General features: G+C 60.5%; 24 protein-coding genes. 10 read left to right on the top strand and 14 right to left on the bottom strand.

Annotation, left to right across the window (positions count from 1 at the left end; translation table 11 throughout):
• Positions 1 to 12: 12 nt before the first annotated feature.
• From ABDW49_RS03605 to ABDW49_RS03595, 3 genes are all read left to right on the top strand, one after another.
• On the top strand, positions 13 to 1,188 hold the full coding sequence (locus ABDW49_RS03605) for a methyl-accepting chemotaxis protein (RefSeq protein ID WP_343609789.1): 1,176 nt from the start codon (positions 13 to 15) through the stop codon (positions 1,186 to 1,188).
• A gap of 278 nt (positions 1,189 to 1,466) precedes the next feature.
• The gene (locus ABDW49_RS03600; protein WP_343609787.1) at positions 1,467 to 2,561 is read left to right on the top strand and encodes a DUF47 family protein; all 1,095 of its coding nucleotides are present in this window, start codon (positions 1,467 to 1,469) and stop codon (positions 2,559 to 2,561) included.
• Between the two features lie 11 nt (positions 2,562 to 2,572).
• Entirely contained in the window at positions 2,573 to 3,577 is a 1,005-nt protein-coding gene (locus tag ABDW49_RS03595; RefSeq protein ID WP_343609785.1) for an inorganic phosphate transporter, read from the top strand.
• A 13-nt stretch (positions 3,578 to 3,590) separates the two neighbouring features.
• On the opposite strand, the gene ABDW49_RS03590 is transcribed toward ABDW49_RS03595, so the two are convergent.
• Genes ABDW49_RS03590 through modA form a run of 3 tightly spaced genes read right to left on the bottom strand, consistent with a single transcriptional unit; the run spans position 3,591 to position 5,701 of the window.
• Positions 3,591 to 4,208 (bottom strand): ATP-binding cassette domain-containing protein, encoded by a 618-nt coding sequence (locus tag ABDW49_RS03590; RefSeq protein ID WP_343609783.1) that lies wholly within the window; start codon positions 4,206 to 4,208, stop codon positions 3,591 to 3,593.
• Positions 4,198 to 4,947 carry a molybdate ABC transporter permease subunit gene (gene modB / locus ABDW49_RS03585; protein WP_343609781.1) on the bottom strand — a complete coding sequence of 250 codons (750 nt, stop codon included), beginning with the start codon at positions 4,945 to 4,947 and terminating at the stop codon, positions 4,198 to 4,200. Before modB ends, ABDW49_RS03590 begins: the two co-directional genes overlap by 11 nt.
• Positions 4,928 to 5,701 (bottom strand): molybdate ABC transporter substrate-binding protein, encoded by a 774-nt coding sequence (gene modA / locus ABDW49_RS03580; RefSeq protein ID WP_343609779.1) that lies wholly within the window; start codon positions 5,699 to 5,701, stop codon positions 4,928 to 4,930. The genes modB and modA overlap by 20 nt, the downstream gene beginning before the upstream one ends.
• Positions 5,702 to 5,822: 121 nt before the next feature.
• Between modA and ABDW49_RS03575 the strand changes: the two genes are divergently transcribed.
• Positions 5,823 to 6,938, top strand: a complete 1,116-nt coding sequence (locus ABDW49_RS03575; protein ID WP_343609777.1) for an NADH:flavin oxidoreductase — start codon at positions 5,823 to 5,825, stop codon at positions 6,936 to 6,938.
• A 240-nt stretch (positions 6,939 to 7,178) separates the two neighbouring features.
• Here the strand turns inward: ABDW49_RS03575 and ada are convergent, their stop codons facing one another.
• The gene (ada, locus tag ABDW49_RS03570) at positions 7,179 to 8,285 is read right to left on the bottom strand and encodes a bifunctional DNA-binding transcriptional regulator/O6-methylguanine-DNA methyltransferase Ada (RefSeq protein WP_343609775.1); all 1,107 of its coding nucleotides are present in this window, start codon (positions 8,283 to 8,285) and stop codon (positions 7,179 to 7,181) included.
• A 183-nt stretch (positions 8,286 to 8,468) separates the two neighbouring features.
• Between ada and ABDW49_RS03565 the strand changes: the two genes are divergently transcribed.
• Positions 8,469 to 9,194, top strand: a complete 726-nt coding sequence (locus tag ABDW49_RS03565; protein ID WP_343609773.1) for a superoxide dismutase — start codon at positions 8,469 to 8,471, stop codon at positions 9,192 to 9,194.
• Positions 9,195 to 9,662: 468 nt separating this feature from the next.
• Here ABDW49_RS03565 and ABDW49_RS03560 read toward each other — a convergent pair whose 3' ends face one another.
• The 4 genes from ABDW49_RS03560 to ABDW49_RS03545 form a co-directional block, all read right to left on the bottom strand.
• Positions 9,663 to 10,451 (bottom strand): HAD family hydrolase, encoded by a 789-nt coding sequence (locus ABDW49_RS03560; protein ID WP_343609771.1) that lies wholly within the window; start codon positions 10,449 to 10,451, stop codon positions 9,663 to 9,665.
• 74 nt (positions 10,452 to 10,525) lie between these two features.
• Positions 10,526 to 11,356, bottom strand: coding sequence for a hypothetical protein (locus ABDW49_RS03555; protein WP_343609769.1), 831 nt, complete (start codon positions 11,354 to 11,356; stop codon positions 10,526 to 10,528).
• A gap of 24 nt (positions 11,357 to 11,380) precedes the next feature.
• Complete coding sequence (locus ABDW49_RS03550; RefSeq protein WP_343609767.1) at positions 11,381 to 12,562, bottom strand: PD-(D/E)XK nuclease family protein; 1,182 nt, start codon at positions 12,560 to 12,562, stop codon at positions 11,381 to 11,383.
• A 1-nt stretch (position 12,563) separates the two neighbouring features.
• Complete coding sequence (locus ABDW49_RS03545) at positions 12,564 to 14,516, bottom strand: ATP-dependent helicase (RefSeq protein WP_343609766.1); 1,953 nt, start codon at positions 14,514 to 14,516, stop codon at positions 12,564 to 12,566.
• 164 nt (positions 14,517 to 14,680) lie between these two features.
• Between ABDW49_RS03545 and istA the strand changes: the two genes are divergently transcribed.
• Both istA and istB read left to right on the top strand, forming a co-directional pair.
• Positions 14,681 to 16,201, top strand: a complete 1,521-nt coding sequence (istA, locus tag ABDW49_RS03540; protein ID WP_343608774.1) for an IS21 family transposase — start codon at positions 14,681 to 14,683, stop codon at positions 16,199 to 16,201.
• Entirely contained in the window at positions 16,191 to 16,970 is a 780-nt protein-coding gene (gene istB / locus ABDW49_RS03535; protein WP_343608772.1) for an IS21-like element helper ATPase IstB, read from the top strand. Before istA ends, istB begins: the two co-directional genes overlap by 11 nt.
• An 83-nt stretch (positions 16,971 to 17,053) precedes the next feature.
• On the opposite strand, the gene ABDW49_RS03530 is transcribed toward istB, so the two are convergent.
• From ABDW49_RS03530 to ABDW49_RS03515, 4 genes are all read right to left on the bottom strand, one after another.
• The gene (locus ABDW49_RS03530) at positions 17,054 to 17,299 is read right to left on the bottom strand and encodes a hypothetical protein (RefSeq protein WP_343609765.1); all 246 of its coding nucleotides are present in this window, start codon (positions 17,297 to 17,299) and stop codon (positions 17,054 to 17,056) included.
• 51 nt (positions 17,300 to 17,350) lie between these two features.
• Positions 17,351 to 18,244, bottom strand: coding sequence for a HEPN domain-containing protein (locus tag ABDW49_RS03525; protein ID WP_343609763.1), 894 nt, complete (start codon positions 18,242 to 18,244; stop codon positions 17,351 to 17,353).
• 72 nt (positions 18,245 to 18,316) lie between these two features.
• Complete coding sequence (locus tag ABDW49_RS03520) at positions 18,317 to 19,006, bottom strand: sigma factor-like helix-turn-helix DNA-binding protein (RefSeq protein ID WP_343609761.1); 690 nt, start codon at positions 19,004 to 19,006, stop codon at positions 18,317 to 18,319.
• Entirely contained in the window at positions 19,003 to 19,950 is a 948-nt protein-coding gene (locus ABDW49_RS03515) for a zincin-like metallopeptidase domain-containing protein (RefSeq protein ID WP_343609759.1), read from the bottom strand. Before ABDW49_RS03515 ends, ABDW49_RS03520 begins: the two co-directional genes overlap by 4 nt.
• Positions 19,951 to 20,607: 657 nt before the next feature.
• Here ABDW49_RS03515 and ABDW49_RS03510 point away from each other — a divergent pair.
• From ABDW49_RS03510 to ABDW49_RS03500, 3 genes are all read left to right on the top strand, one after another.
• A complete protein-coding gene (locus tag ABDW49_RS03510; protein WP_343609757.1) occupies positions 20,608 to 20,811 on the top strand; it encodes an AlpA family phage regulatory protein in 204 nt (67 codons plus the stop codon).
• Positions 20,812 to 20,955: 144 nt separating this feature from the next.
• On the top strand, positions 20,956 to 21,159 hold the full coding sequence (locus ABDW49_RS03505) for an AlpA family phage regulatory protein (protein WP_343609755.1): 204 nt from the start codon (positions 20,956 to 20,958) through the stop codon (positions 21,157 to 21,159).
• A gap of 284 nt (positions 21,160 to 21,443) precedes the next feature.
• Positions 21,444 to 22,658, top strand: coding sequence for a hypothetical protein (locus tag ABDW49_RS03500; protein WP_343609754.1), 1,215 nt, complete (start codon positions 21,444 to 21,446; stop codon positions 22,656 to 22,658).
• Between the two features lie 38 nt (positions 22,659 to 22,696).
• On the opposite strand, the gene ABDW49_RS03495 is transcribed toward ABDW49_RS03500, so the two are convergent.
• Positions 22,697 to 23,443 (bottom strand): hypothetical protein, encoded by a 747-nt coding sequence (locus ABDW49_RS03495; protein ID WP_343609752.1) that lies wholly within the window; start codon positions 23,441 to 23,443, stop codon positions 22,697 to 22,699.
• Positions 23,440 to 24,279, bottom strand: coding sequence for a HipA domain-containing protein (locus tag ABDW49_RS03490; RefSeq protein ID WP_343609750.1), 840 nt, complete (start codon positions 24,277 to 24,279; stop codon positions 23,440 to 23,442). The genes ABDW49_RS03495 and ABDW49_RS03490 overlap by 4 nt, the downstream gene beginning before the upstream one ends.
• Between the last annotated feature and the right edge of the window lie 92 nt (positions 24,280 to 24,371).

Raw genomic sequence — 24,371 nt, 5'->3', positions numbered from 1 at the left:
AGCTATGCCTCGGTGCTGGCCGATCTGGTGACCCAGATGGCGCAGGGCCCCATCCCCCTGCCCGGCAATCGCGCCAGGGCGCAGGCGGTGGGCACGCTGGTCAAGGCCGCGCTGCTCGACATGCAGGCCGCGCTGGGCGCCTATTTCAAGGCCGAGGAGCAGGCCCGCCACGATGTCATCGCCTCGCTGGGGCGGGGCCTGTCGGACATGGCCACCGGCGATCTGCGCAGCCAGCTCGACTGCCTGCCCGAAACCTATGCCCGCATCGCCGAGGACTTCCACAACATGCGCTTCAACGTCAGCACCATGGTGCTGCGCATGACCGAAGCCTCCGAGCATATCGAGACCGGCGCGCGCGAGATCGACATGGCCGCGCATGATCTGGCCATCCGCACCGAGCGCCAGTCGCTCACCGTGACCCGCACCGCCGAGGTGATGGCCAGCGTGGCCGAGGGCATCGCCGTCACCGCCGCCACCGCCGCGCAGGTCAACCAGCGGGTGATCGAGATCGACCATGAAGCCAAGCATGGCGGCAAGGTGGTGGAATCCGCCGTGCAGGCGATGGGCAAGATCAAGGCATCGAGCGAGGAAATTGCCCAGATCACCGATGTGATCGAGGCCATCGCCTTCCAGACCAACCTTCTTGCCATCAACGCCGGGGTCGAGGCGGCGCGCGCGGGCGATGCCGGGCGCGGCTTTGCCGTGGTGGCCACCGAGGTGCGCGCGCTGGCGCATCGCACCGGCCAGTCGGCCAAGGACATCAAGGCGCTGATCGGCAAATCCACGGTCGATGTGCGGCAGGGCGTCGATCTGGTGGCGCAGACCGGCACCTCGCTCGACCGCATCATCCACCAGCTCGGCGAGACCACCGTGCAGGCCGAGGAGATCGCCCAGGCCGCGCAGCGCCAGGCGGGCAACATCCATGAGGTGACCGAGGACATCCGCCGGATGGACCTCAACACCCAGCAGAACGCCGCCATGGTCGAGCAATCCAATGCGGCGGCGCGCGCGCTGCGCGATCAGGCCAACACGATGGGGCGGATCGTCGGCCAGTTCCAGCTCGAGCGGCGCGAGGAGCTGCGCAAGGAGGACAGGAGCAGCCAGCGCAAGATCCATCGCACGCGCCCCTCCACGGTGCTGCCCGATCTGTCGCTTCCCGAATCCGCGCTGGTGGTCAATCTGCGGTAAGCTCCGGGTCGGGAGGAGTCTGTTTGAAAATCAGGCGGAAGAGCCGGATTTTGCGGCACCAGACCACTCCCCTCCCCGGCCACCCGGAGGATACCACCGTAGGGTCACCGGGCGGGGGAGAGGGCTGGTGCCGTGCCGCACACGCAGATTTGCTCATGCTTCAAACGAGCGCCATTATGGTGCAACTTGTCGCGCGACGAATCCTTGACGACGCGCGCGCGCAAATCTAGCGGGGCTGTTTTACATTTCGGAGACAGACCGTTCGCCAGATTGCCGCCTTGCCCTATCGTAAATCCGGCCCGGCGCCCGATGCGCCTTTCGAGGTGATGCTGGTCACCTCGCGCGGGACCGGACGATGGGTGCTGCCCAAAGGCAATGTCTCGCGCAATCTCTCCGACCACGCCGCCGCCGAGCGCGAGGCGCTGGAAGAAGCCGGCGTGCTGGGCGCGATCTGCCCCGTGCCGATCGGCAATTACCGCTATCGCAAGCTGCTCACTTCGGGCGCATCGCTGCAGACCGATGTCGCCGTCTTCCCCCTCGCCGTCACCCATGCGCTGGAAGACTGGAAGGAAGCCGGGCAGCGCACGCGCCAGTGGTTCAACCTGACCCAGGCCGCCAATCTGGTGGATGAGGATGGTTTGAAAGATATTCTCCAGGGCTTCGGCCCCGACCCGGATTCGTCTCAAGGCACCGCGGGTGGTACTCCTGCCATCCTCAAGGAAGGTTTTAAAATGTTTCAGTGGTTTCAGGGCCTGCTGCCGCGTCAGCACGACTTCTTCGAGAAGTTCGAGGCGCATGCCGGCCTGCTGGCCTCGGGCAGCGATGCGCTGGCCCGCCTGCTTCAGGGCACCAAGACCGCCGAGCACGCCCGCGAAATCGCCGAGCGCGAGGAAGAGGCCGACCAGATCACCCGCGACGTGCTGCAGACCGTGCGCCGCACCTTCCTGACCCCCTTCGACCGTGGCGCGATCACCAGCCTGATCACCGCCATGGACGATGCGCTGGACCAGATGAAGAAGACCGCCGGTGCGATCGTCCTCTACGACATCCAGATTTTCGAGCCGGAAATGCGCGACATGGCGGCGATCATCGTCGATGCCACGCGCCTGCTGGTCGAGGCGCTGCCGCTGCTGCGCTCGATCAACGCCAATGCCGCGCGCCTGCATGAGCTGACCGAACGCCTGGTGCGCATGGAGGATCAGGCCGACGAGATCCACGACCGGGGCCTGAAACGCCTCTATCAGGAAATCGGCGCCAGCGAGCCCGTGCGCTTCCTGATCGAGCGCGAAATCTACAGCCATCTGGAAAAGGTGGTCGACCGCTTCGAGGATGTCGCCAACGAGATCGACGGTCTCGTGATCGACCACGCCTGAGGGCCGGCGCGATGAGTATTCTCGCAAGCGTCACGCCGCTGGTGCTGATCCTGGTGGCGATGGCGCTGGCCTTCGACTTTTTGAACGGCCTTCACGATGCCGCCAATTCCATCGCCACGGTGGTCACCACCCGCCTGCTGACACCGGTGCAGGCGGTGATCTTTGCCGCCTTCTTCAACTTCTCGGCCTATTGGCTCTTCGGCCTCAAGGTCGCCGAAACGGTGGGCAAGGGCATCGTCAACAAGGATGTCATCACCCCGCAGGTAATCTTCGGCGCGCTGGTGGGCGCGATGACCTGGAACGTGATTACGTGGTGGAAGGGCATTCCCTCCTCCTCCTCGCATGCGCTGATCGGCGGGTTGCTGGGCGCGGGCGTGGCGCATGGCGGCATGGGCGTGATCGTGTGGAAGGGTGTGAACACCACCACCACCTGGATCGTGCTGTCGCCGATGGTGGGCATGTTCATGTCGATGGCGCTGGTGCTGCTGACGAGCTGGCTGTTCATGAAGGCCACGGCGAAAGCCGCCGAGGGCATCTTCAAGAAGCTGCATCTGGTCTCGGCGGCCGCCTATTCGATGGGCCATGGCGCGAACGACGCGCAGAAGACCATGGGCATCATCGCGGTGCTGCTCTACTCGCAAGGGTTGCTGGGGCCGACTTTCCATGTGCCGACATGGGTGGTGATCAGTTGCTACACGGCGATCGGCCTTGGCACGCTGTCGGGTGGCTGGAAGATCATCGAGACGATGGGCTCCAAGATCACCAAGCTGTCGCATCATCAGGGGTTCTGCGCCTCGGCGGGCGGATCGATCACCATGTTTCTGGCCAGCAGCCTGGGCATTCCGGTCTCCACCACCCACACGATCACCGGCTGCGTGGTGGGCGTGGGCGCGGCGCGCCGGGCCTCCGCCGTGCGCTGGAGCGTGGCGCAGCGCGTGGTGATCGCCTGGCTGATCACCATCCCCGCCTCGGCGGCGGTGGGCGCGACCTTCTACTTTATCGCGACCAAGTTCTGATCGGGAGGTGGGGCTAAAGCCCCATCTCCACCACCTGATCGGCCAGCCGGGCGACCTCCGCCCGGTCATGGCTGACATAGAGGATCGGCAGGGCGAGTTCATCGCGAATACGCTCGATCAGCGCCATGATCTGGCCGCTGCGCGCCTCATCCAGCGCCGAGAGGGGCTCGTCCATCAGCAGAAAGCGCGGGGCGGAGAGCAAGGCCCTTCCCAGCGCCACCCTCTGCGCCTCGCCGCCCGAAAGACTGCGCGGCATGCGCTTGAGCAAGGCTTCGATGCCAAGGAAGCTGGCCATCTCCGGCAGGTCCATCGCCGCCTGCCCGCGCCTCATCCCATAGCGCAGATTGGCCTGAACGCTCAGATGCGGGAACAGGCGATGGTCCTGAAACACCATGCCGCAGGCGCGCCGCTCGGGCGGCAGATGCAGGCCCTGCACGGTATCGCACAGCACCTCTCCGCCAACAGCGACCCTGCCCTCATCGGGGCGCACCAACCCGGCCACCATCATCAACACGCTGGTCTTGCCCACGCCCGAGGGGCCGACCAGCGCGGTGATCCCGCCACCGCTCCGCACCCGCGCAGTGATGGTCCGCTCGCCCCGGCGCAGGGTCAGATCGAGATCAAAGCCCACCGAAACGCTCCCGCCGCATGCCGCCCGCCAGCGCCATGCGCCGCGCCAGCACCTCGGCCACCACCAGAGCGCCCAAAGACAGCGCCACCGCCAGCACCGCCAACCGCGTCACAACAGCATCGCCATCGGGCAATTGCAGCGCGGAATAGATCGCCAGCGGCAGGGTCTGCGTCTCCCCCGGAATGTTCGAGACAAAGGTGATCGTCGCCCCGAACTCCCCCAAAGAGCGCGCAAAGCCCAGCACCAGCCCCGCCAGCACACCGGGCATCGCCAGCGGCAAAGTGATGGTGGCAAAACTGCGCCAGGGCCCGGCGCCCAGCGTGCGCGCGGCCTGCTCCAGCCGAGGGTCCACCGCCTCCAGCGAGAGCCGCATCGAGCGCACCATCAGCGGCACCGCCATAACGCCAGCGGCAATCGCCGCCCCGGTCCAGCGGAACATCACGCTGATCCCCCAGCCCGCCAGCCAGCGCCCCACCGGCCCCTGAGACCCGAACGCCAGCAGCAGCAGCCAGCCCGTCACCACCGGCGGCAACACCAGCGGCAGATGCACCAAGGCATCGAGCACCACCAGCGCCAGCCCGGCCACACCGCCCCGCGCACCGCGCGCCAGAACCCATGCGACCGCCAGACAGAAAGGCGCCGCGATCACCACGCCGACCACGCTGACCTTCAGCGACAGCCAGAGGATCGCGGTCTCCTCAGCGCTCAGCACGCGGCCGTCACCGGCTGCCGAAGCCATAGGGCCGGAACAGGCCGCGCCCCTCCGGCGAGAGCAGGAAGCGGCGAAAACCCTCGGCATCGGGATTGCGCGAAGCACTCAGCACCGCAACCGGATAGCGGATCGGCGCATGGCTGCTCTCGGGGAAGGTGGCAACCACCCGCACCCGCTTGTCGGCCTGCGCATCGGTGGCATAGACCACGCCCAGCGGCGCCTCGCCCCGCGCCACCAGCGCAAGGGCCGCGCGCACGCTCTCCGCCGGGGCCAGCTTGCCCGCCACCTGCGGCCAGACGCCCAGCTTCGTCAGCGCCTCTTTGGCGTAAAGCCCGGCCGGAACGCTGTCGACCGCCCCGGTCGCCAGCCGCCCCTGCCCCAGCGCCGCGCCCAGCGCAAAGCCGGGCTGGATCGTGATCTGAATGCGCGAGCCAGCCGGCGCCACCAGCACCAGCCGGTTGCTCAGCAGATCGACCCGCGTTCCCGCGCGCAGCAATTGCTTCTTCTGCAGGGCATCCATCCAGTCCTCATCGGCACTGATGAACAGATCGGCGGGAGCGCCAGACTGCACCTGCCGCGCCAGCGTGGACGAGGCCGCGAAAGACAGCACCGGGCGCGGATGCCCCCGTGCCGCCCAGCTATCCGCCGCCGCATTGAGCGATTCCTGCAAACTGGCCGCCGCCAGCACGACCGGACCGCGCGAAGGCGCCGCCTGCAGGCCACCTGCCACCAGAAGGGAAAAACAGGCCAGAGCGGAGCGCGGCAGGGAAAAGCGTTTCATCCCCACACCATATCGCAAAGCCCCTGCCCTCCACAGCCCCAAAAGCAATCGGCAAAGCCTGCATTGAAATTCCCCCCAGAATATCCTACCTGTCGGTACAGATTTCATGGAGACCCCCCACGTGACATCCTCCCCCGATGTGCTCTTCCGCCCCTTCAGCCTCAAATCGCTCGATCTGAAGAACCGTATCGTCATGGCGCCGATGACGCGCAACATGGCGCCCGACGGCGTGCCCGGCCAGCCCAATGCCGATTACTACCGCGCCCGCGCGGCAGGCGGCGTCGGGCTGATCCTGTCGGAAGGCACCGTGATCAACCGCCCCGTCTCGCGCAATGAGCCGGGCATTCCCTTCTTCCACGGCGAGCAGGCGCTGGCCGGCTGGAAAGGCGTGATCGACAGCGTCCACACCGCCGGCGGCCGCATGGGCCCCCAGCTCTGGCACACCGGATCGACCAAGGGCATGAGCGGCTGGCAGCCCGAGGGCGATGTTGAAAGCCCCTCCGGCCTCGTGGCCCCCGGCCAGCCGCGCGGCGCGGCGATGAGCGAGGAAGACATCGCCGACACCGCCGCCGCCTTCGCCAAGGCCGCCGCCGACGCCAAGAAGCTGGGCTTCGACACCATCGAGATCCACGGCGCCCACGGCTACCTGATCGACCAGTTCTTCTGGAGCGGCACCAACACCCGCGAGGACCGCTATGGCGGCGCCTCCATCAAGCAGCGCGCCCGCATGGCCGGTGAAGTGGTGGCCGCAACCCGCGCCGCCGTCGGCCCGGACTTCCCCATCATCCTGCGCGTCAGCCAGTGGAAGCAGCAGGACTATGCCGCCCGCCTCGCCCCCACCCCCGGCGAGATGACCGACTGGCTAGGCCCGCTGGTCGAGGCCGGGGTGGACATCCTCCATTGCTCGCAGCGCCGCTTCTGGGAACCCGAATTCCCCGAGATCGACGGCGAGGACGGTCTCAATTTCGCGGGCTGGGCCAAGAAGCTGACCGGCGCGGCAACCATCAGCGTCGGCTCGGTGGGCCTGTCGGGCGAATTTATCGCGGCTTTCGGCGGAGAGGCCTCCAAGCCCTCGGGCCTCGAAGCGCTGATCGCCCGGATGGAGCGCGAGGAGTTCGACCTGATCGCCGTGGGTCGCGCGCTGATCAGCAATCCCGATTGGGCGGCGCAAGTGCTGCACGGCAAGTCGGATGCGCTGAAGGGGTTCCAGGCGGCGGATCTGGCGGCTTTGGTCTGATCTGAAGAAAAGGGGTAAGTGCGAGGGTGTTACACCCTCGCGCTCCCATTATTTGTCGGCGTTGCGCTTCGGGTTCGGCCTTAGGATAAGGTCGCGGCGCCGCAGGCTGGAAGGTTTGATTGCCTGCGGCGCTTTGCGTGGCGCAGGTGGAGAGTTGCGGCGCTCCGTTTCGGAGCCACTGCCTTATCGCCGGAAGACGTTATGGGAGCGCGAGGGGGTAACCCCCTCGCATCTTTCTCCTTAAACCCCTTCCCGCTCCAACAGAGCCGCCTTGCGCTCCACCCCCCAGGCATAGCCCGACAGGCTGCCATCCGAACGCACAACCCGGTGGCAGGGAATCGCCACCGCCAGAGCATTCGCCGCGCAAGCCCCCGCAACGGCGCGCACGGCTTTGGGGGCCTCGATGGCTTCGGCAATCTGCGCATAGCTGCGCGTCTCGCCCGAGGGGATACCGCGCAACGCTGCCCAGACCCGCTGCTGAAACGCCGTTCCGCGTATGTCGAGCGGCAGGTCCAGCCCCTGCTCCGGCGCCTGAACGAAGCCGACGACCTGCGCCACCAGCGCCTCATAAGCGGCATCCCCGCCGATCAGTTCGGCCTTGGGAAAGCGGTCTTGCAGGGCGTGGAGCAACTCTTCGGCATCATCGCCAAGCAGGATCGCGGCCACGCCTTTGGCGCTGCTGGCGACCAGCACCGCGCCGAGGTCGGATTGGCCGATGGCGAAATGCAGGCGCTCACCCACACCGCCCGCGCGATAGCGGCGGGGGGCCATGCCCAGCGCATCCTCGGCGTAGAAACGGCTGGAAGAGCCATAGCCCGCACCGTGGAGCGCATGGGTGACGGTGGCGCCTTCACTCAGCGCCTCGCGGGCGCGGCGGGTGCGCACGGCCTGGCCATAGGCGCGCGGGGTGAGGCCGGTATGGGCCTTGAACAGGCGGTGGAAATGGGCAGGGCTGATCTCCACCGCATCGGCCAGAGTGGCGAGTGACGGGAGTTCCTCTGCCGCTTCGATCAGGCGACAGGCCTGCTCGACAAGGGCGGCGTGTTGCTGGGCCAGCGCCAGCCCATCGGGGTTGCAGCGGCGGCAGGGGCGGAAACCGGCGTGACGGGCCTGCTCCGACGTGTCGAAGAAGGTGACGTTGGCGGGTTTCGCGGCGCGGGACGGGCAGGAGGGGCGACAATAGACGCCGGTGCTGCTCACCCCATACCAGAACTGGCCATCGGCGGCGGGATCGCGCGCGGCCAGCAGCGCCCAGCGTGGGTCGGCATTGGGGCTGGCGTTGTGGGGCAAGTCGGGGCTCCGGCGCGGAAGGGGCGCCATCATAGGGTGAGCAGTGGCGAGAGTCATGGGGCATCTCCTGCGAAGGCATGCCGGGGTTATGGCTGTGACGGGGGCCGGGTGCGTGTCGGTTCTTGCGATCAAATCACGCTATCGGAGCCCGCAACACGGGGCGCTGCTATGAGATTTCCGAGGATGATCGGGGCGCAAGTCTATGCCATAACGTGAAGAATACCCCCGAAGGAGAGTGACATGCACAGCGACAGCCGCCGAGGTTTCATCCAGTCTGTAGGCGTGACCGGGGGCCTGGCCCTGATGGCGGGAGCGACCACCGCCCGCGCGGCCGACAGCAAGCAAGCGCCGCGCCTGATCGACAAATCGCCCCAGACGCTGCCCGCCCTGCCCTTCGCGCCTGACGCGCTGGCTCCGGTGATTTCGGCGCGCACGGTGGACTTCCACTACAACAAGCATCACGCCGGTTATTTCACCAATCTGGGCAAGCTGGTGGCAGGCACGCCGCTGGCCACCGCCAGCCTTGAGGAGGTGGTGCTGGCCAGCGCCGGCAATCCGGAGCGCCGCGCCATCTTCAACAATGCCGCGCAGGCGTGGAACCACAATCTCTATTGGCAGAGCCTGAGCCCCAAGGTTTCGGCGCCTTCGGCGGCGCTGGCCGCCGCGATTGCGCGGGATTTCCAGACCCAGGCCGCGCTGGAGAGCGAGTTGGCCAAGGCGGCGGTGGGCCAGTTCGGCAGCGGCTGGGCCTGGCTGGTGCTGGATGGCGGCAAGCTGAAGGTGGTGGCGACGTCGAATGCGGACAATCCGCTGGCTTCGGGCGCGGTGCCGCTGCTGGTGATCGACGTCTGGGAGCACGCCTATTACCTCGACGAGCAGAACCGCCGCGTCGATTATGTGGACGGGGTGATCCACAAGCTCCTGAATTGGGAGAATGCTTCGCGCCGGTTTGCTGCTGCGGCGTGATGAGATGCAGCGTCTGCGGTAGGGATGATCCTTACCGCAGATGTGGCACGATAGAGCAGCCAGGCGAGGCAATGCTCTCACCCCCACATAATTAATAAAAATCAAGGGATTGGAGCGGGTAGCGGGAATCGAAAATAAACATTATGTATCTGATTTAAAATCAATAATAATCTAAAGTTCTTTTGAAAGAACCCCACATAAAGCCCCACCCCCTTTTCCATGGCTTGGTTCGAAGCGTAAACACGGAATCTTGAATGTGGATCTCTCGCTAAAATGTGTAGCACCTTGAGCGATGGGCGACAACAGCCGCTTCAGAAACCAACTTCACGGCGCACCTCAGACCCAATATATTAAATTTTCCTGTATCGGCACTAACACGCGTATCCATAAATAGATCCTTACGGAGGCTTATTTCATGGCGCCATTGAATATAAAAAGCAGATCAATCAAACAATAAAACCAATAAATCTAAGCCGTATTAGGATCTTCCGTTAATGCATCACCGGAAATAATAGACGGAACAAGGGAAAAATCATGAACAACATGATCTGCCGCACTAGCAGGCAGCGATAGCGACCAACGCGGCTGAAAATTGCCAGGAAAATGAATCGTTTCCAATCCCGCAGCTTTGGCCGGAAGGACGTCCCGATCGAGTTGATCACCTATCATGAATGCCCGGCCAACGGCTCGACTGGCGGACAAAATCCGTCGATATAACTCTGGCCGCTTACGTCCTTCAATGACTCGCTCAAACTGCGACAAAAGGCCGTGACGGGCGGCTGTTTCCTCGACTCGGCGCTTGGAGCCCTCGCTAATTATCAATAAACGCACCCCCGCTTCATTCAACGCGCGCAGACCCTCGCACACCCCTTTCCTAAGATCCGGTAGCGCCCGGAGCGCTCGATAATAGGTTTCAAGAATAAACTCAGCTCTGCTATCAACTATGCGAAAACGGTGATGGCCGCGACAAACCGCTCGCGCGGCCGTATCGGCGGGTTCCCCGGCGATTGCTCTCTCAAGTCCACGCACGAGCAAGCGTGCTGGGTATCGCAATCCGTCTTGATGGCGTTCGGCTATAGCTTGATCGACGGATCGAAGAAAAGCGAGCGGATCGACATCGGGAACGTCAACGCGCAACTCGTGTTTAACCTCCTCCCAAAGGAGCAACTGCGCTGCTGCAAATACGCCATCAGTATCCCAAAGCGTGTTATCAGCGTCCAAAAAAGCCGTCTTCCTGTCATCCAGCCGGTCTAGCACTAGATTCTCCTTCAAGGAGAATCTAGTGCCTGCAACGCCCGCCCGCTAGCCCACACAGAAAGAAGGTTGGCAGCTTAGTTTGAGGTGCTAGAACATTCCGCTGAATTGGGCGCCTTGATTGGGGTTATAGATACCCCCGAAAAGGCAAACAATATTACAAATGCAAGCAGAGCGCTGAAAGACCACGCCAGCAGTCGCTGCGCTGGCTCAAGAAACCGCAATTTGTCTGCTGTCTTCGCAGCTACTAGGTAGGTTTCGCTTACGTAGTTCTTGAGATAGGCCATTCTAAGGTCTTGTACCACCGCACCAGAAGGCGGTGTCTGGATAAAGCTTTCCGCCCAATCCTTTGGAGGAACGCTTATGATTCCATCATAAAACAGAAATGATCTCGGCACTCCGCCTGCCAACATTTGCATCTTTGGATATTTGAAACGTGTGCGAGTTGCGTGAAATGTAACAAGCGCACCACTAAGCGCAAAAAGTCCAAACAAAAAGAACGATAGATACGTCGATGAAATTAAAAAATACCCCCAACTTGAAAGAATATTCATCCTTTCAACTGGATAATTTGCAATAAATGCATTAAAAAGAACGCCACCAAGCGCGCCTATAAACGAGGTTACAGTAAGAAGTCGAGACGCCTTCCCGTCCTGATACTCTGTTAGAGCCTTCACTTCAGCTAGAGAGTTTTTCGCTAAATTAATCGCATCATCAATCTCGTAGCCCTTGGGTAAGGAAGCACCTGCCCACTTTTCAGTGGACAGTTTGATTTGCGAGATAATCGTTCCTGGGCTCGCCACATCAGGGTCTCCGCCCTTTTCAGGCAGCGGGAAACAATCGAGAGTCCTCCCAACCAGTGAAAGCCAGAATGCTTTCAAGACGCCCAATTCTCTCTTTTCAGTCATCTTACTTAAGTTCCACGCTTTGCATTAAATTTCGTCTAGGACATCGTCCTCATTTCCAACAATATTTCCATTCCTCTGATAGCCATCACAGAAGTAACGAAAATCACATGCCGCACATGTTTTCTGATCAATGCAATTATCGCTCCAGGTGCTGAGAATACTTACCGCCTGCTCCTCCTGGCGAACGCACATTTCAATACTTGAAACAGTCTGGTCAAATGCCCCGGTTGCCTCATCTATGCTTGCATCATCTACTCGAATGACACGCACAGCTCGACTGAATAGAAAATCATCACTAAAATCGGGACGAGCGCCGGGACGCCAGTTCTCAAGCATGCGCTTGTCGCTGTCCAGAAAGGGCAAGACGTCTGTTCGATTTTGCCGCATAGCAGTTTTCAGCGCGAGAACATCGCCATCACCAGGTGACAGTTCGTTCACGTAAATTAGGATTCCCGCTGCGACACGCCGGCTCCGTCGTTGCTCATGACGTAGCCAAGCATAAGTTTGAACCTGCCACTCCCCTTCTCTCCACTCAGCGGTGGTGGTATCAGGCCTACGAGTGCCCTTATAGTCAACGATAACCTCGAACTCTCCAGCCAAGTCAGGGCACACCGACTGTACGGCTTGACGGATCAAGTTGCCCGTCTCGGCGGTCCCCAGTTCAATCTCTGTTAGCACATCGATGACTCCAGTTAGTGCATAGCGCTCAGCCCGGTTCTCGACTGAGGCTGTGCCTGGAATCATCCGCGTTCCGATAACGCGTTCTTCGGCTTCCGCGATAAGAGGAAAGAGATGCGGCGCGAGCATGTTGACCGTCGCCTCAGCCCGCCTGTAGGCAGCCAGCCTTGCCTTACGGCTGCGCGCCCGCTTGTTCTGGTTGAGGAGAGATTCTTCAACTGGCCAACCCAGATAGCGCAGGTCAAAATCGGCAAGCCCGGGCGGAGGAGCATCGACTGGGTCTTCAAGCGTTAAACGCGTATAGGGCACCGGGAATGGCAACCCACCCCTGCTACGCCAGAGACGATATACGTTTTCAAGCAACCCATGGATAAACTCGCCATACCAAAGCTGAACAGGCCTGGATGGTGGGAGTGAACTTCCATTTTGGTAGCGATACTGGCGTGCGCACCGTCTAAACGAGAGCAGATCACCGGTTAGAGAATATTCTGGGACAATACGATCTGGATGTTTCCGGGCAAGCCGCATGTCAGATCCTCACAAATGGGATTTGGTCTGCATCGATGGGCGGGCGCTTGAGAGTGGGATCGCTAACCCAAGGCCAAGATTCATCGCTGCGCCAGAATTTAGCCACGTTTTTAATCTTGGTGCGATACTGGAGACCTTGCTGACATCCCACCAGCATTAAAAGGCTCTGAGGTCGACTATAAGCTACGTAGTAAAGCCGGATCAGATCTTCGAAGGTGCGCTGCATGCCGGTCCGTTTGCGTCTGGCCGGCCCAACAGGTGTGACATCTGCGAGATCGTTCTCTAGCCTCGCAACCGTGCTCTCCTGCACCGGGAAGCGCTTAAATCTCTGGGCAGCATGAGCTTTGTCGAAGTCCGAAGAGACATCTACAATGACCAGGGGAAACTCGAGCCCCTTCGCCTGGTGAATAGTCATTATGTTGAGCCGATCACGCGGAACACTCGGCATGATCTCCTCATCTACGGCAACGAGGTCCTCTGCGATGGGAACGAGCACATCTCGAATCGCTCCGTCAATGGACCTCTCGCGGTGCGGCGAATCCCGCTGTACTGCGGCCTTATATCCGGAAAAAGTAGAGGCAGCAGCTACTGTGCGAGTGATAGCCTCAAGATAGACTTGAGCCTCAGGATCATCTTGGAACGCAGGAAACCATGGCAGAAAGCTATAAAAAATGTCGAGCAACGGCCATTCTGACTCGCGGTCCTGCCCCTGGACGGCGAGGCGGCGCCATCGGGCAACCTTGTCGGAAAGCAGTTCACCCCGTGCACTTCGCTCATTAAGGGCCAGCTTTGATCCTGCTGCGGCGCGCCAAGCATCCAGGAATTCGTTCGCCTCATTTGTAAGATAAATAGCGCCCTGCCGTGGCCCTCTCACACCCGGCTCCGGTGAAGGATCTAAACACTCCAAAACCAAGCCCAAGAAAATTTTGACAATTTCAACATCACGTAGGGCTAACCCGCGAGGATTAAAAACGTGCAGCCCTCTTGCCTCGAGTTCGTTACGGAGGTGGAACGGGAAACGCAGCTTGCCTGGCTTACCCCAACTAGGGCGCCCTCTCTCTGCAACAGTAGACCCGAGCATCACAGCGTCACCCAGATCGCCTCCAGCCTCGGAGGGCAGGATAGATTCTGCAAGTGTGTTTTCATGGGGAAGTGGTACACGGCCACCTTGGCGGAACACCCGGTGGAGAAAGTCCGCCAGATCATGCGCAAGCGTAGCGGGATCATCGCGGAACATTCCCAAAACACCGATCGGCGCTGCTCCCATGGTCGGTATGACTTGGCGAAGGAAAGGTGCGGGGAGGGGAACGCGCGACTGCTCAAAATCAGAATCGTTGTTGATATGATTAGAGAAAAAATCGATAATCTGTTGGGAAGAACGATAGTTCTCTTCAAGGCACACTAGCCCGGGTTCGCTGCAGCCCAATTGCGCGGCGGCCCGCTCACGAAAATCACGAAAGAGTTCGATCGTAGCGCCACGGAAGCGATAGAGTGCCTGATCGTCATCACCTACTACCGTGAGTGAGGCGCCCGTTCGGCGTACCAACTCAAAGTATATCGCTTCCTGTAACGGATTAGTATCCTGATATTCGTCAACTAGAACCATCTGCAAATTCTGCATGCTTCGCGGAAGGCGTCCTTCCGCAAGCCGCTGCAGGAAACGAGCCTCAAGAAGCGCGAAATCCATCTGGTTGGTATTTGAGAGGTGAGCTTCGTAACGCTGCTTGATTCGCAAGATCGCCTGACGATAGACTTGGTCCGGGTGCGGTCCTCCGTAGGCTTCAATATCTACCCGATCCTGGACCAGTCGGTCGACAATAGTGCGAACCACCTCGGTCGCTTGTCCATTATTCCTTACCGGCTCGCCGGAGAACCCAAACCGCCCCAAATAATCTTTGAAGCCGTCTCCAAGTGCGCGAAGCTCGCTGAAGATTTCACCTTTACGAAAGAGCACAGCACGCGACGCAGACTGCTCGAGAACAACCGGTGGCGCTTCGCTGGGCGTACGTGTTGATTGCCACTGAGATGTGACCCGGGGAGCTGATAAGTTTCCACTGAGAATTGACCCATGTTTCCCTCCCCTCCGGCTGTCAGTCGGAGGGTCTCGGAGTGATCGACATGGACTTACTCAGTGTGATCCGCCGATGGCATTTTCGGCAGGATATCCCCATTCGGGAGATCAAGCGACGGACCGGCCTGTCGCGCAACACCATCCGCAAATATCTGCGTTCCGATACGGTGGAGCCCAGTTTCAAGGTGCCGGTGCGCCCCAGCAAGCTCGATCCCTTCGCCGAGAAGCTGACGGCGTGGCTGCGGGTGGAATCCAAGAAATCCCGCAAGCAGAAGCGGACCGCCAAGCAGTTGTATGTCGACCTTGTGAAGCTGGGGTACGAAGGCTCGTATAACCGGGTGGCTGCCTTTGCCCGGCGATGGCGGAGCGATCTTCAGTATGAACAGCAAACCAGCGGGCGCGGGACATTCGTGCCGTTGGTTTTCCAACCCGGCGAGGCCTTCCAGTTCGACTGGAGCGAGGATTATGCCGTGCTGGACGGCAAGGTGACCAAGCTGCAGGTTGCCCATACCAAGCTGGCCCACAGCCGCGCCTTTATCGTGCGGGCCTACTTGCTCCAAACCCATGAGATGCTGTTTGACGCGCTGACGCAGGCCTTTCGGGTGCTGGGCGGCGTGCCCCAGCGCGGGATCTTCGACAATATGAGGACCGCCGTCGACAAGATCGGGACGGGCAAGGCGCGACAGGTCAACGCCAGGTTCGCCGCCATGGCCAGCCATTACCTGTTCGAGACTGATTTCTGCAATCCAGCGTCAGGCTGGGAGAAGGGGCAGGTCGAGAAGAACGTGCAGGATGCCCGGCGGCGGTTGTGGCAGCCGATGCCCAGCTTTGGGGATTTGGCGGCGCTGAACGCCTGGCTGGAAGAACGATGTATCGCGCAATGGGGCGAGATCCAGCACGGCCTTATGCCCGGCACCGTGGCTGATGTGCATGCTGAGGAAGCCTCCTGTCTGATGCCGCTGGGCAGGCCCTTCGATGGCTTTGTCGAACAGACCAAGCGCGTGTCGCCCACTTGCCTGATCGCCTTCGAGCGCAACCGTTACAGCGTGCCCGCTTCCTTTGCGAACCGGCCAGTCAGCCTGCGGGTCTATCCCGATCGCCTGGTCATCGCCGCCGAGGGCCAGATCGTGTGCGAGCACGTCCGGCTCATCGACCGTTCCCACCACAAACCCGGTCGCACGATCTATGACTGGCGGCATTATCTGGCGGTGGTCCAGCGCAAACCCGGTGCCCTGCGCAATGGTGCGCCCTTCCTGGACATGCCTGAAGCCTTCCGGCACTTGCAGAGCCACCTCCTCAAGCGCTCCGGCGGAGACAGGGAAATGGTGGAGATCCTGTCCCTGGTGCTGCACCACGACGAGCAGGCGGTCCTGAGTGCGGTCGAGCTGGCCTTGGAAGCTGGTGTCGCCACCAAGACCCACATTCTCAACGTGTTGCACCGACTGATTGACGGCAAGGCACCTCCGGCATCGCCCATTGATGCGCCTCAGGCCTTGCGCCTGACGCAGGAGCCCAAGGCCAATGTCGATCGCTATGATATGCTCAGGGAGATCCGCCATGCGTCATGACCCCGCCAGCGCCGCAGTCGTCGTCATGCTGCGCGGCCTCAAGATGTTCGGCATGGCTCAGGCCGCAGGCGAACTGATCGAGCAGGGCGCGCCTGCCTTCGATACTGCCGTGCCGATGCTGGCCCAATTGCTCAAGGCAGAGATGGCTGAGCGGGAGGTCAGGTCCATCTCCTATCAGATCAAGGCCGCCCGCTTCCCGGCTTACAAGGATCTGGCCGGCTACGACTTTGCTGCCAGCGAGATCAACGAGGCACTCGTGCGCCAGCTTCACCAGGGCGACTTCATGGAAAACGCCGACAATGTCGTGCTGATCGGCGGCCCGGGCACGGGTAAAAGCCATATCGCCACGGCGCTGGGCGTTCAGGCTGTCGAGCATCACCGCAAGAAGGTGCGCTTCTACTCCACGGTCGATCTGGTCAACGCGCTGGAGCAGGAGAAGACAGCCAACCGGACCGGCCAACTGGCGGAACGCCTGCTGCGCCTCGATCTGCTTATCCTCGACGAGTTGGGCTATCTGCCCTTCAGCCCATCAGGAGGGGCCATGCTCTTCCATCTGCTGAGCAAGTTATACGAGCGCACCAGTGTCGTGATCACCACCAACCTGAGCTTCAGCGAATGGTCCGGCGTGTTCGGCGACGCCAAGATGACCACCGCGCTGCTCGACCGGCTCACTCATCACTGCCACATCCTGGAAACTGGAAACGACAGCTTCCGCTTCCGCGCCAGCACCGCTGCGCCCAAAGCCAAAAAGGAGAAGCCGGCATCTTGAACCTGCCCGCCAGAGGCAGCACATAACCCACACCCACCCGGGTCAATTCTCAATGGAAACCCCGGGTCACATCTCAGTGGCAATCAACAGCCTGGTTCGATTAAGGCCAAGAACATGCCTTTTGCGGAAGGGTCGGGCACAACCTGGGCCACCTTTGCTACCGCGAAATAACCCCGTGTACCGCGAATTTTTCTAGGCTCGTAATAGATGATCCAATCACCAATGCATGCGCTCACGCGGCCCAGATATTGGGATGGGAATTGGTAGCGCTCAGCGGGGCTATCATCATAAATGGAATCAGATCGATGGATGAACACGCCCTTGGTCATGCCATCTCGATAGCCGGTTCCAATCTCCTTTGGAATCAGCAAACTCGTCGCTTAGTCCGCCAAGTGCTTCCGGCAAATTTCTTCGACCAGACGCTGCAACTCAGCCACGCGCCCGGCGGCATAGTTCAGTTCCTCCTCGCTGATCATATAATGCGGCGAGTAGCGCGCATTCACATAGGCCTGCCGCAACAGCTCATAGCAGCGGCGGCTCATTCGATCATCGCGCGGCCAGACCGGCATCAGCTCGGGCGCAACCTCCTCGGCATGAGATCGCAAGAAGTTCAGCTTGTGCGATTTAGGGCTGTAGAGAGTCAGCACCAACAGCGTGCAATGGTAGAAACGCTCGATGGTTTGATGCAGCAGAAAGGCGGCCTCCTTAGGGCGGTTCCTGTCGATATTATCAATGGCATTTTGAAAGAAGGCCTCCGCGCTCGGAAACCATTCGTCAAAGTGGTTCTGCGCCTCAACCTTGGCCTCTGCTTCAGGCAGATGGCGCGGCTGGGCAAAACAGAAACCCTCCTCGTCATAGAGGGCGATGCCATCGCGCACGATGTCGATGAAGAAGGGCCGCCCCAGCTCAAGCTGCCTGTTCACATCCTTCAGGGAATGCACGATCAGATTGACCGGCGCCGAGAGGGTGTTGAAGATCGTCATGTCACGCATCAGCCGCGATTCCGCTGCCGACCAGAACTCGAAATCGGCAAGCTTGTCCTCGCTGACCACGATCAGAATATCATAGTCGGATTTGTAGCCACCGACCGGATCATCCACCCAGCCCCCGCGCGCGTAGCTGCCGTAGAGCACGATCTTGAAAAGGCGCCCCTGCTTGTTCCATTTCTGGTTGCCCCGCGCATGGGCCGCCTCGAATTCCTCGAAGAGCACGCGCACGATATGGGCCAGCTCGCGCTGCTTTTTGGCCGGGAGATGATCGAGATCGGTGCGCATAAGGTGAATCCTAGCAATTCAACGGTTTTGCGCAACCTTGCCCGACATAAAGCCAGGCAAGGCCGCATCCGATCACCACAGCCAGCGGCGCCACCAGTGCCGGTGCGGATCGCGAAGGTTGCGGTCCAGATTGTAGAATGCCCGACCGAACAGCTTCATCACCTTCTCGTCGGACATGCCGATCTTCTCCCCGATCTCGGCATAGGACAGATAATCCACCCTGACAGAGAGGAACACGTCCCGTTCGAGCCTCGACAGACGCAACAGTGCGTCATTCACTCGCGCAATTGTTGCAGCATCAGGCGGGGCCCCTTTATCAGGCCGCTTCCTGGGTACGCAGCTTGCCCTGACCTGTTCATAAGCGCGCTTTGACCGCACGCTCATGCGCAGACTGGCCCTGATCGTTTCCGGATCGGCGAGAGGGAACGCAGCGACATGCTCGCGCCATTGCTCCATGCCCGAATGTGTGTGGTGCAAATGCTCGAGAGCCTTGGTGAACTGCCGTCTTACCTGCTTGCGGGACAGGCCGGTCTGTCGGCACATGTCCTCCATGGAGAGCCGATGGAAACGCCAGGCAATGAAGATGTCTCGAGCCAGATTTGGCATGGCCGCGAAGATCGCATCCCATTCCTCACGGCTCGGTGTTCCGTCATCGGATGCCGCTTCAACGGAGCCGCCCTCCACACCGACGGCTTGATCCAAAGGCGCGCCACCAGAAGGCACGACGGGATCGGGCCTATCGCCCATGCCCGCCCCGCTCATGCCACCTCTCCCGCGTCAGCCGCAGCATCGGCAATAGGTCGGAAAGCCAGCAGGAAATCAGCCGCTTTGCTCGCCTGACTGGCCGCCCGAAAGATCGCCCGATTGTCGCCCTTCAGCACCTCCAGCCAGCACGCGATGTAATCAGCATGCCTCACGGTTGGCACGATGCCCAAAGCTGCACAGGTGAAGGCGCTGCACATCTCTGCGACCAGTTCCTCCCGGCCATAGGAGACGGTGCCGAAACGCCCGGTCTGATCGCGGTCCAGCCGTGAGCCATGGCCCGTCCAATGGCCAAGCTCATGCAGTACGGTGCGGTAGTAATTGATGGGCTCGATGAAAGCGGCCTGCGTCGGCACCTCGATCCGATCAGCACGGGGCATATAGCAGGCGTGCGGCGCCCCGATGGAAATGCTGGCTCCGCTTGCCGCGATCAGTGCTTCTGCCTCAGGGATGGTCACCAGATCGGCCCGCTGTTCGCTGCCCTCCGCCTCATAGAGATGGCCGGGCAGATCATCACATTGCGCAACATTGAAAACCGTGAAGCGCTTGAGGAAAGCAACCTGCCGGACTTCATCACCCCCGCCAGATGGAGCGCTGACATCCCCGCTACCGGCCCCCGATGCCCCGCCATCACCGCCCCGCGCATCCTTGGGGGTAAAGCGATCCGCATAGCAAACCGTCACCCCGCGCTCGCCTTTGCGAACATGCCCGCCCAGCGCCTCGGCCTGCTTGAACGTCAGCCAGCGCTGCGCGGTAAACTCGCCCTCGAACAGCGCATGCCAGAGGATCAGAATATTGATCCCCGAATAGGCCCGCCCGCTGCTCGCATTGCGGGGAAGCCCTGCCAGCACAGCAGAACTGTCCCAAGGCTGCACCCAAGGGAGCCGCCCCTCCTCCAACTGCGCAACGATGCGCGCCGTCACCTGCGAATAGAGGTCCTCCATAGGCCGAGGCCGGGAAGCCTCCGCCTGCGAATGGCCTGAACGTTCCGACTGTCTGCGCGAGGTATGATTGAAAGCCATAATCCTTCACTCCTGCCTAAACCGCCGCAAACCGGCGCCGGTCTGGCGGGTGGGCGGCAGGAGCGGACCAACAGGCCCGTCGATGAAGGCGCGGCGCACCCTTGGGCCGGAATGGAATGGAGGACCCCGGCTCCGCCGGGGTTGCGCCGCGCCGCGACGGGCCTACAGGGCAGCGACGCCCACCCGCCAGACTGGGGCCGGAGGCCTACGCCAGCGCGCATCGCGCGCTGTCCGCCAGGACGGGCAACGCCCGGCCACCGCGCCACGGGTGCGGCCCTTCCCCCTTCCGCGTCAGCGATCGTAAGCAGCTATGCTGGCGAGACGCCGCAGGCGACTCGAGTGGAGCGCAGCGGAACCAGAGCGCGATCCGGCGCCCCGAACAGGGGAGCCGGAGACGCCCTGACTGGTTTGGCGCCAATCAAGCCCGATCCTTTGTATGGGCATATATGGACATAGAGGGTCACGAAGGGTCAGGCGGTTTCCCTCACCGTCTCAACCTCTTGCACCTGCCGACGACCTTACGAACTCTACCTGCACAGCGGGTCGGATCATCGGCCTGGCTCTGTAGGAGACACTGCGATGGCCAATGAGTCCGACAGATACCTTCGCCTTGACGAAGTGCTCATGCGCACCAGTCTGAGCCGCGCGACCCTCTATCGAAAAATTCAGGAAGGCAGCTTCCCAGCACAGGCCAAACTTTCCCATCGCCGGTGCGGTTGGAAGGAATCCGTCATCCGGAATTGGTGCGACAATCCCATGTTCTGGAGCGCGGACAACCTGTGATCTCCAGAGGCTCTGTGCCGCTGATCGGAATGCGAGAAGCGGCATGGAGGACCAATTTGGGCGCTTTTGACCACATTTGCACCGTTCAGGCTTCCGGCGCTCTGAACAACATTACGGGCATAACCTCTCATGAAAGGACTGCCCATGACAGCCGAACGTGATCGCTTTCTCCGCATCAATGAGGTCCTGCGGTGCACCGGCTTGAGCCGCGCGACCCTCTATCGCAAAATCCAGGAAGGCAGCTTCCCAGCTCAAACCAAACTTTCCCACCGCTGCTGCGGTTGGCGGGAGTCCGCAGTCGATCACTGGTGCAAAAACCCCATGTTCTGGAGCCCGGACAGTCTATGATCTCTATCACCGCAACATCTGACATCCGCCCCCACACCTGGGCGTCAGCGGGGCCAGCGTGTTCCGGGATGTGAGCGGACGCCGGGCGTGCCATGGTTCTTTATAAGACCTTGCAGCAGAACACTGATTCAACGTCTGCAGGCAATCGCACGCTAGGCCAGCAAACTCATCTCCGCATTTGCTTGATTTTCGGCTAGGTGCAAGAGATGGCATTAGCACCGGTACATGATCGCGCAGCGCTTGAACGTTCGATGCCACTCGATCCGCTTCGAACGATGAGGGACGTGCAAGGGGCAGCAGCTATCGAGCAGATAGAGAGCATGCTCGCCCCTAGCGCAGGGCGTCAGCGGGCTTTCCGTGCAGCTGATCAACTTCGTTGGCGCAATTGCCTAGATATGTTGCTCGCGAATCTGGCTCTCGCAGCGTTCAATCGGATTGACCCTGAACGGTTCGTCGCGGTTTCATTCAATGCCAACGATTATACCGGAACTCCCTACAGCAGTGTTGTTCTCAAGCGCATCCGCGATGGTCTTGCATCTTTGGGATTAGTCGAGGGACAACGAGGTTATCGCCACACTCGCGACGGGGTTGTAAAACATGCGAGGCGGACACGCCTACGAGCAACCGACAAGCTTCGCACTTTCTTCGCAGATTGCGGAATCACCAGAGCGAGCATCGGGTGGCATGAGCGGCGCGATATCATCATTTTGCGCCAGGCAAATTCGCAGGCTGGCGGAGAGCCCAAAGAGATTACTGCCAGCCGCGCGACATTGCTTGAACAAAATGCTTGGCTATCCAGAGCAGAAATCTCTTTGCCTGCCGACGGTTGGTCGCGTGTTTCCGCGCGATATTTTGCGAACGATAAAGATCCCGAAGAACGGCTGGTAGCTGGCGAGGAATCAACTCAGCTCTACCGGATTTTTAAGGGTGACTGGCAAAGCGGGGGACGCCTTTATGGCGGCTGGTGGATCAACCTACCCAAAGTTGAACGCCAGTCGTTAACGATCGACGGTGAACCAGTCGTCGAACGTGACTATGCGCGCCTCCATCCTACCCTGCTCTTTGCCCGATGCGGTCAAACACTGGACTGGGATATCTATACCGTTCCCGGGATCGTGGGGCCGGAGGTGCGCGAACTCGGCAAAAGAACCTTCAACCGCCTTATCAATCGGACATCAGCTTCACCGCTACGTCTCACGGCTACCGGCCTTGATAGGACACAACTACCCGAAGGTATACGTTTCTCGGACTATGTCGCTGCTTTCACAACGCAGTTGGGCCCTGTGGCCAAATGGTTTGGCAGTGGAGAAGGGCTTCGCTTGCAACGCGAAGATAGCGATCTAGCCCTGGCCGTCCTCGCACGCCTGCTATCGGCAAACATACTTGCCTTGCCAGTACATGATAGCTTCCTCGTGGCGCGACACCACGAGGATCAGCTAGTCGATGCCATGCGCCAAGCATTCAAGGCCAGATACGGTTTTGTGCCAGAAATCCGCTGAACGCTGACGTCCCATAACTAAGAGCCGTAAGCCACTGATCAACGCTTTTGCGGCGCAACTCGAACAAACAAGAACAAGCGCGGGCGATCTGCTCGCCCATTCAAGCGATCGACTGCCGCCTCAATCCGACCCTGGGCGGCCCATTCTCGAAAGGTCTCGACTTGCAAGCGGTTGATGTTGCCAATTTTTTGCCCCCGAAACGTGACAGCAACCGCGCGTGGGTCGAAGGCGTTATCATCTTCAGCAACAATCTCGACCTTGTCACCTACCGACGGCAACGGGCCTTCAACCTTGCTGGAATAATAGCGATACCCAGCCAATTCCACGACCAGCTGTCTTTGATCCTCAGTGAGATCAAGTGGATCGACAACCGAGAAACCATCACTGGGCAAATAAGCTTCGGACAAACCAAGCAGAGCAAAATCACTCAACTCAGTGCCGGGGCGCACGCGCAAATGCTGCTCATAGGCGGCAAAGTCAGGACGCGACCGGGGGGGCAGTCGGCGCATAAATGCTTCGATTACTCCTGTACTATGCTCAACGCTATCTGAGGCAAACCCAGGATAGCCGCTATAGCCATACGTCACCATTTGCGCGTAGGACTTTCCAGGGTTGAAACGACGGAATTCTTCACTGTCGCCAAAGTATCTTAGGCGCACGACTCCCTCGACGCAGGTAAGCATACCCACGGCGAATCTCGTCCTATCCCTGAACTCATCCGGAGCCTGCCACGCCAGGATGAGATGGTCGGGATCGCTTGCCTCGGTAATCCAGTTTTCGGTCACAGCTCCAACGCCTCTTTGAGCGCATCTCGACGCGCGCCAATTTGTTTCAATATAAACCTTGCACGATCAGATGTGAACATAATGGGAACAAAAAATTCTGTCGCCCATTGAACAATCTCTTCGACCTGCTGATCGGTGAAGGAGAGCATCGTTGCCGCAGTGCCCTTCAATTCCGGATGCGCTGTGAAAAAGCGAACGCAGAACGGAAGATGCTGCGTTGGACCATCTTCATTCTTCGACCAGCCGATATCATGGTGCCCTCTGGCGAGGTAAGCCGCCATCCGCCGCGCGTCCCAAGGGTTAGCCAACTTGGCATCGGTCGTGCCGTACCCAAGGCTGGTGCCGTTGTCATATAGGGGAGCCAAAGTGAACTGGCGAGCATCCTGCGTTCCTTCAACCAAGAAACCCCAATTTTCGGAATGCCTGTCGGTGTTGCCGATCAGGGTATCAAAAAGAATCGCCTTCGCCCACCACTCCAATGGATTGGGCGCATTAAGTGCGCGGCAAATTGCAAGGTTTTCCCGCAGGGCATGTGGTCGGCCCTTTTTCCCATCAGCGAAATTCTTATGCATATAATCAGCGGCGTGGGCCAATCGGACCGTCCGCATTGCTGCGGGATAGGGGTAAAATAATTCAATCAATGCACCAGGCTCTCCCGATGATGAATCGAGCGCGACAAATGCAGGTGGTACGGAAACTCCCACAACAAGGGAAAGTTCATAGGCAATGACCTCGCACCAAAGCTGCTGAGCCTGCCAACCGGACGCCACCTTGAAAAGATAGCCTTGGTTAGGGCGGAGAAAGTCTGGAGTCCCTTCACCGGGGCAAATAACCAATCGCTTTGGCTTGGAGCCGATCGGGTAAATCGGGAAATCCTCGTCCGCCGCCCAGCCCGCGATATCAATTACCTCGGTAGCCTCCTGTCGAC

Origin of the sequence: Novosphingobium sp. (assembly GCF_039595395.1) — a bacterium.
Lineage (GTDB): Bacteria > Pseudomonadota > Alphaproteobacteria > Sphingomonadales > Sphingomonadaceae > Novosphingobium.
The sequence above is the reverse complement of the archived record's forward strand: the minus strand, read 5'-3'. Positions and strand labels throughout refer to the sequence as shown.

Bases quoted from the DNA above. Each gene is read 5' to 3' on its own strand.
- modB (WP_343609781.1), bottom strand. From the start codon at position 4,947: ATGGCTTCGGCAGCCGGTGACGGCCGCGTGCTGAGCGCTGAGGAGACC.
- ABDW49_RS03595 (WP_343609785.1), top strand. From the start codon at position 2,573: ATGAGTATTCTCGCAAGCGTCACGCCGCTGGTGCTGATCCTGGTGGCG.
- istA (WP_343608774.1), top strand. From the start codon at position 14,681: ATGGACTTACTCAGTGTGATCCGCCGATGGCATTTTCGGCAGGATATC.
- ABDW49_RS03555 (WP_343609769.1), bottom strand. From the start codon at position 11,356: ATGACTGAAAAGAGAGAATTGGGCGTCTTGAAAGCATTCTGGCTTTCA.
- ABDW49_RS03530 (WP_343609765.1), bottom strand. From the start codon at position 17,299: ATGACCAAGGGCGTGTTCATCCATCGATCTGATTCCATTTATGATGAT.
- ada (WP_343609775.1), bottom strand. From the start codon at position 8,285: ATGACTCTCGCCACTGCTCACCCTATGATGGCGCCCCTTCCGCGCCGG.
- ABDW49_RS03550 (WP_343609767.1), bottom strand. From the start codon at position 12,562: ATGCGGCTTGCCCGGAAACATCCAGATCGTATTGTCCCAGAATATTCT.
- ABDW49_RS03515 (WP_343609759.1), bottom strand. From the start codon at position 19,950: ATGGAGGACCTCTATTCGCAGGTGACGGCGCGCATCGTTGCGCAGTTG.
- ABDW49_RS03510 (WP_343609757.1), top strand. From the start codon at position 20,608: ATGGCCAATGAGTCCGACAGATACCTTCGCCTTGACGAAGTGCTCATG.
- ABDW49_RS03565 (WP_343609773.1), top strand. From the start codon at position 8,469: ATGCACAGCGACAGCCGCCGAGGTTTCATCCAGTCTGTAGGCGTGACC.
- modA (WP_343609779.1), bottom strand. From the start codon at position 5,701: ATGAAACGCTTTTCCCTGCCGCGCTCCGCTCTGGCCTGTTTTTCCCTT.
- ABDW49_RS03525 (WP_343609763.1), bottom strand. From the start codon at position 18,244: ATGCGCACCGATCTCGATCATCTCCCGGCCAAAAAGCAGCGCGAGCTG.
- istB (WP_343608772.1), top strand. From the start codon at position 16,191: ATGCGTCATGACCCCGCCAGCGCCGCAGTCGTCGTCATGCTGCGCGGC.
- ABDW49_RS03520 (WP_343609761.1), bottom strand. From the start codon at position 19,006: ATGAGCGGGGCGGGCATGGGCGATAGGCCCGATCCCGTCGTGCCTTCT.
- ABDW49_RS03505 (WP_343609755.1), top strand. From the start codon at position 20,956: ATGACAGCCGAACGTGATCGCTTTCTCCGCATCAATGAGGTCCTGCGG.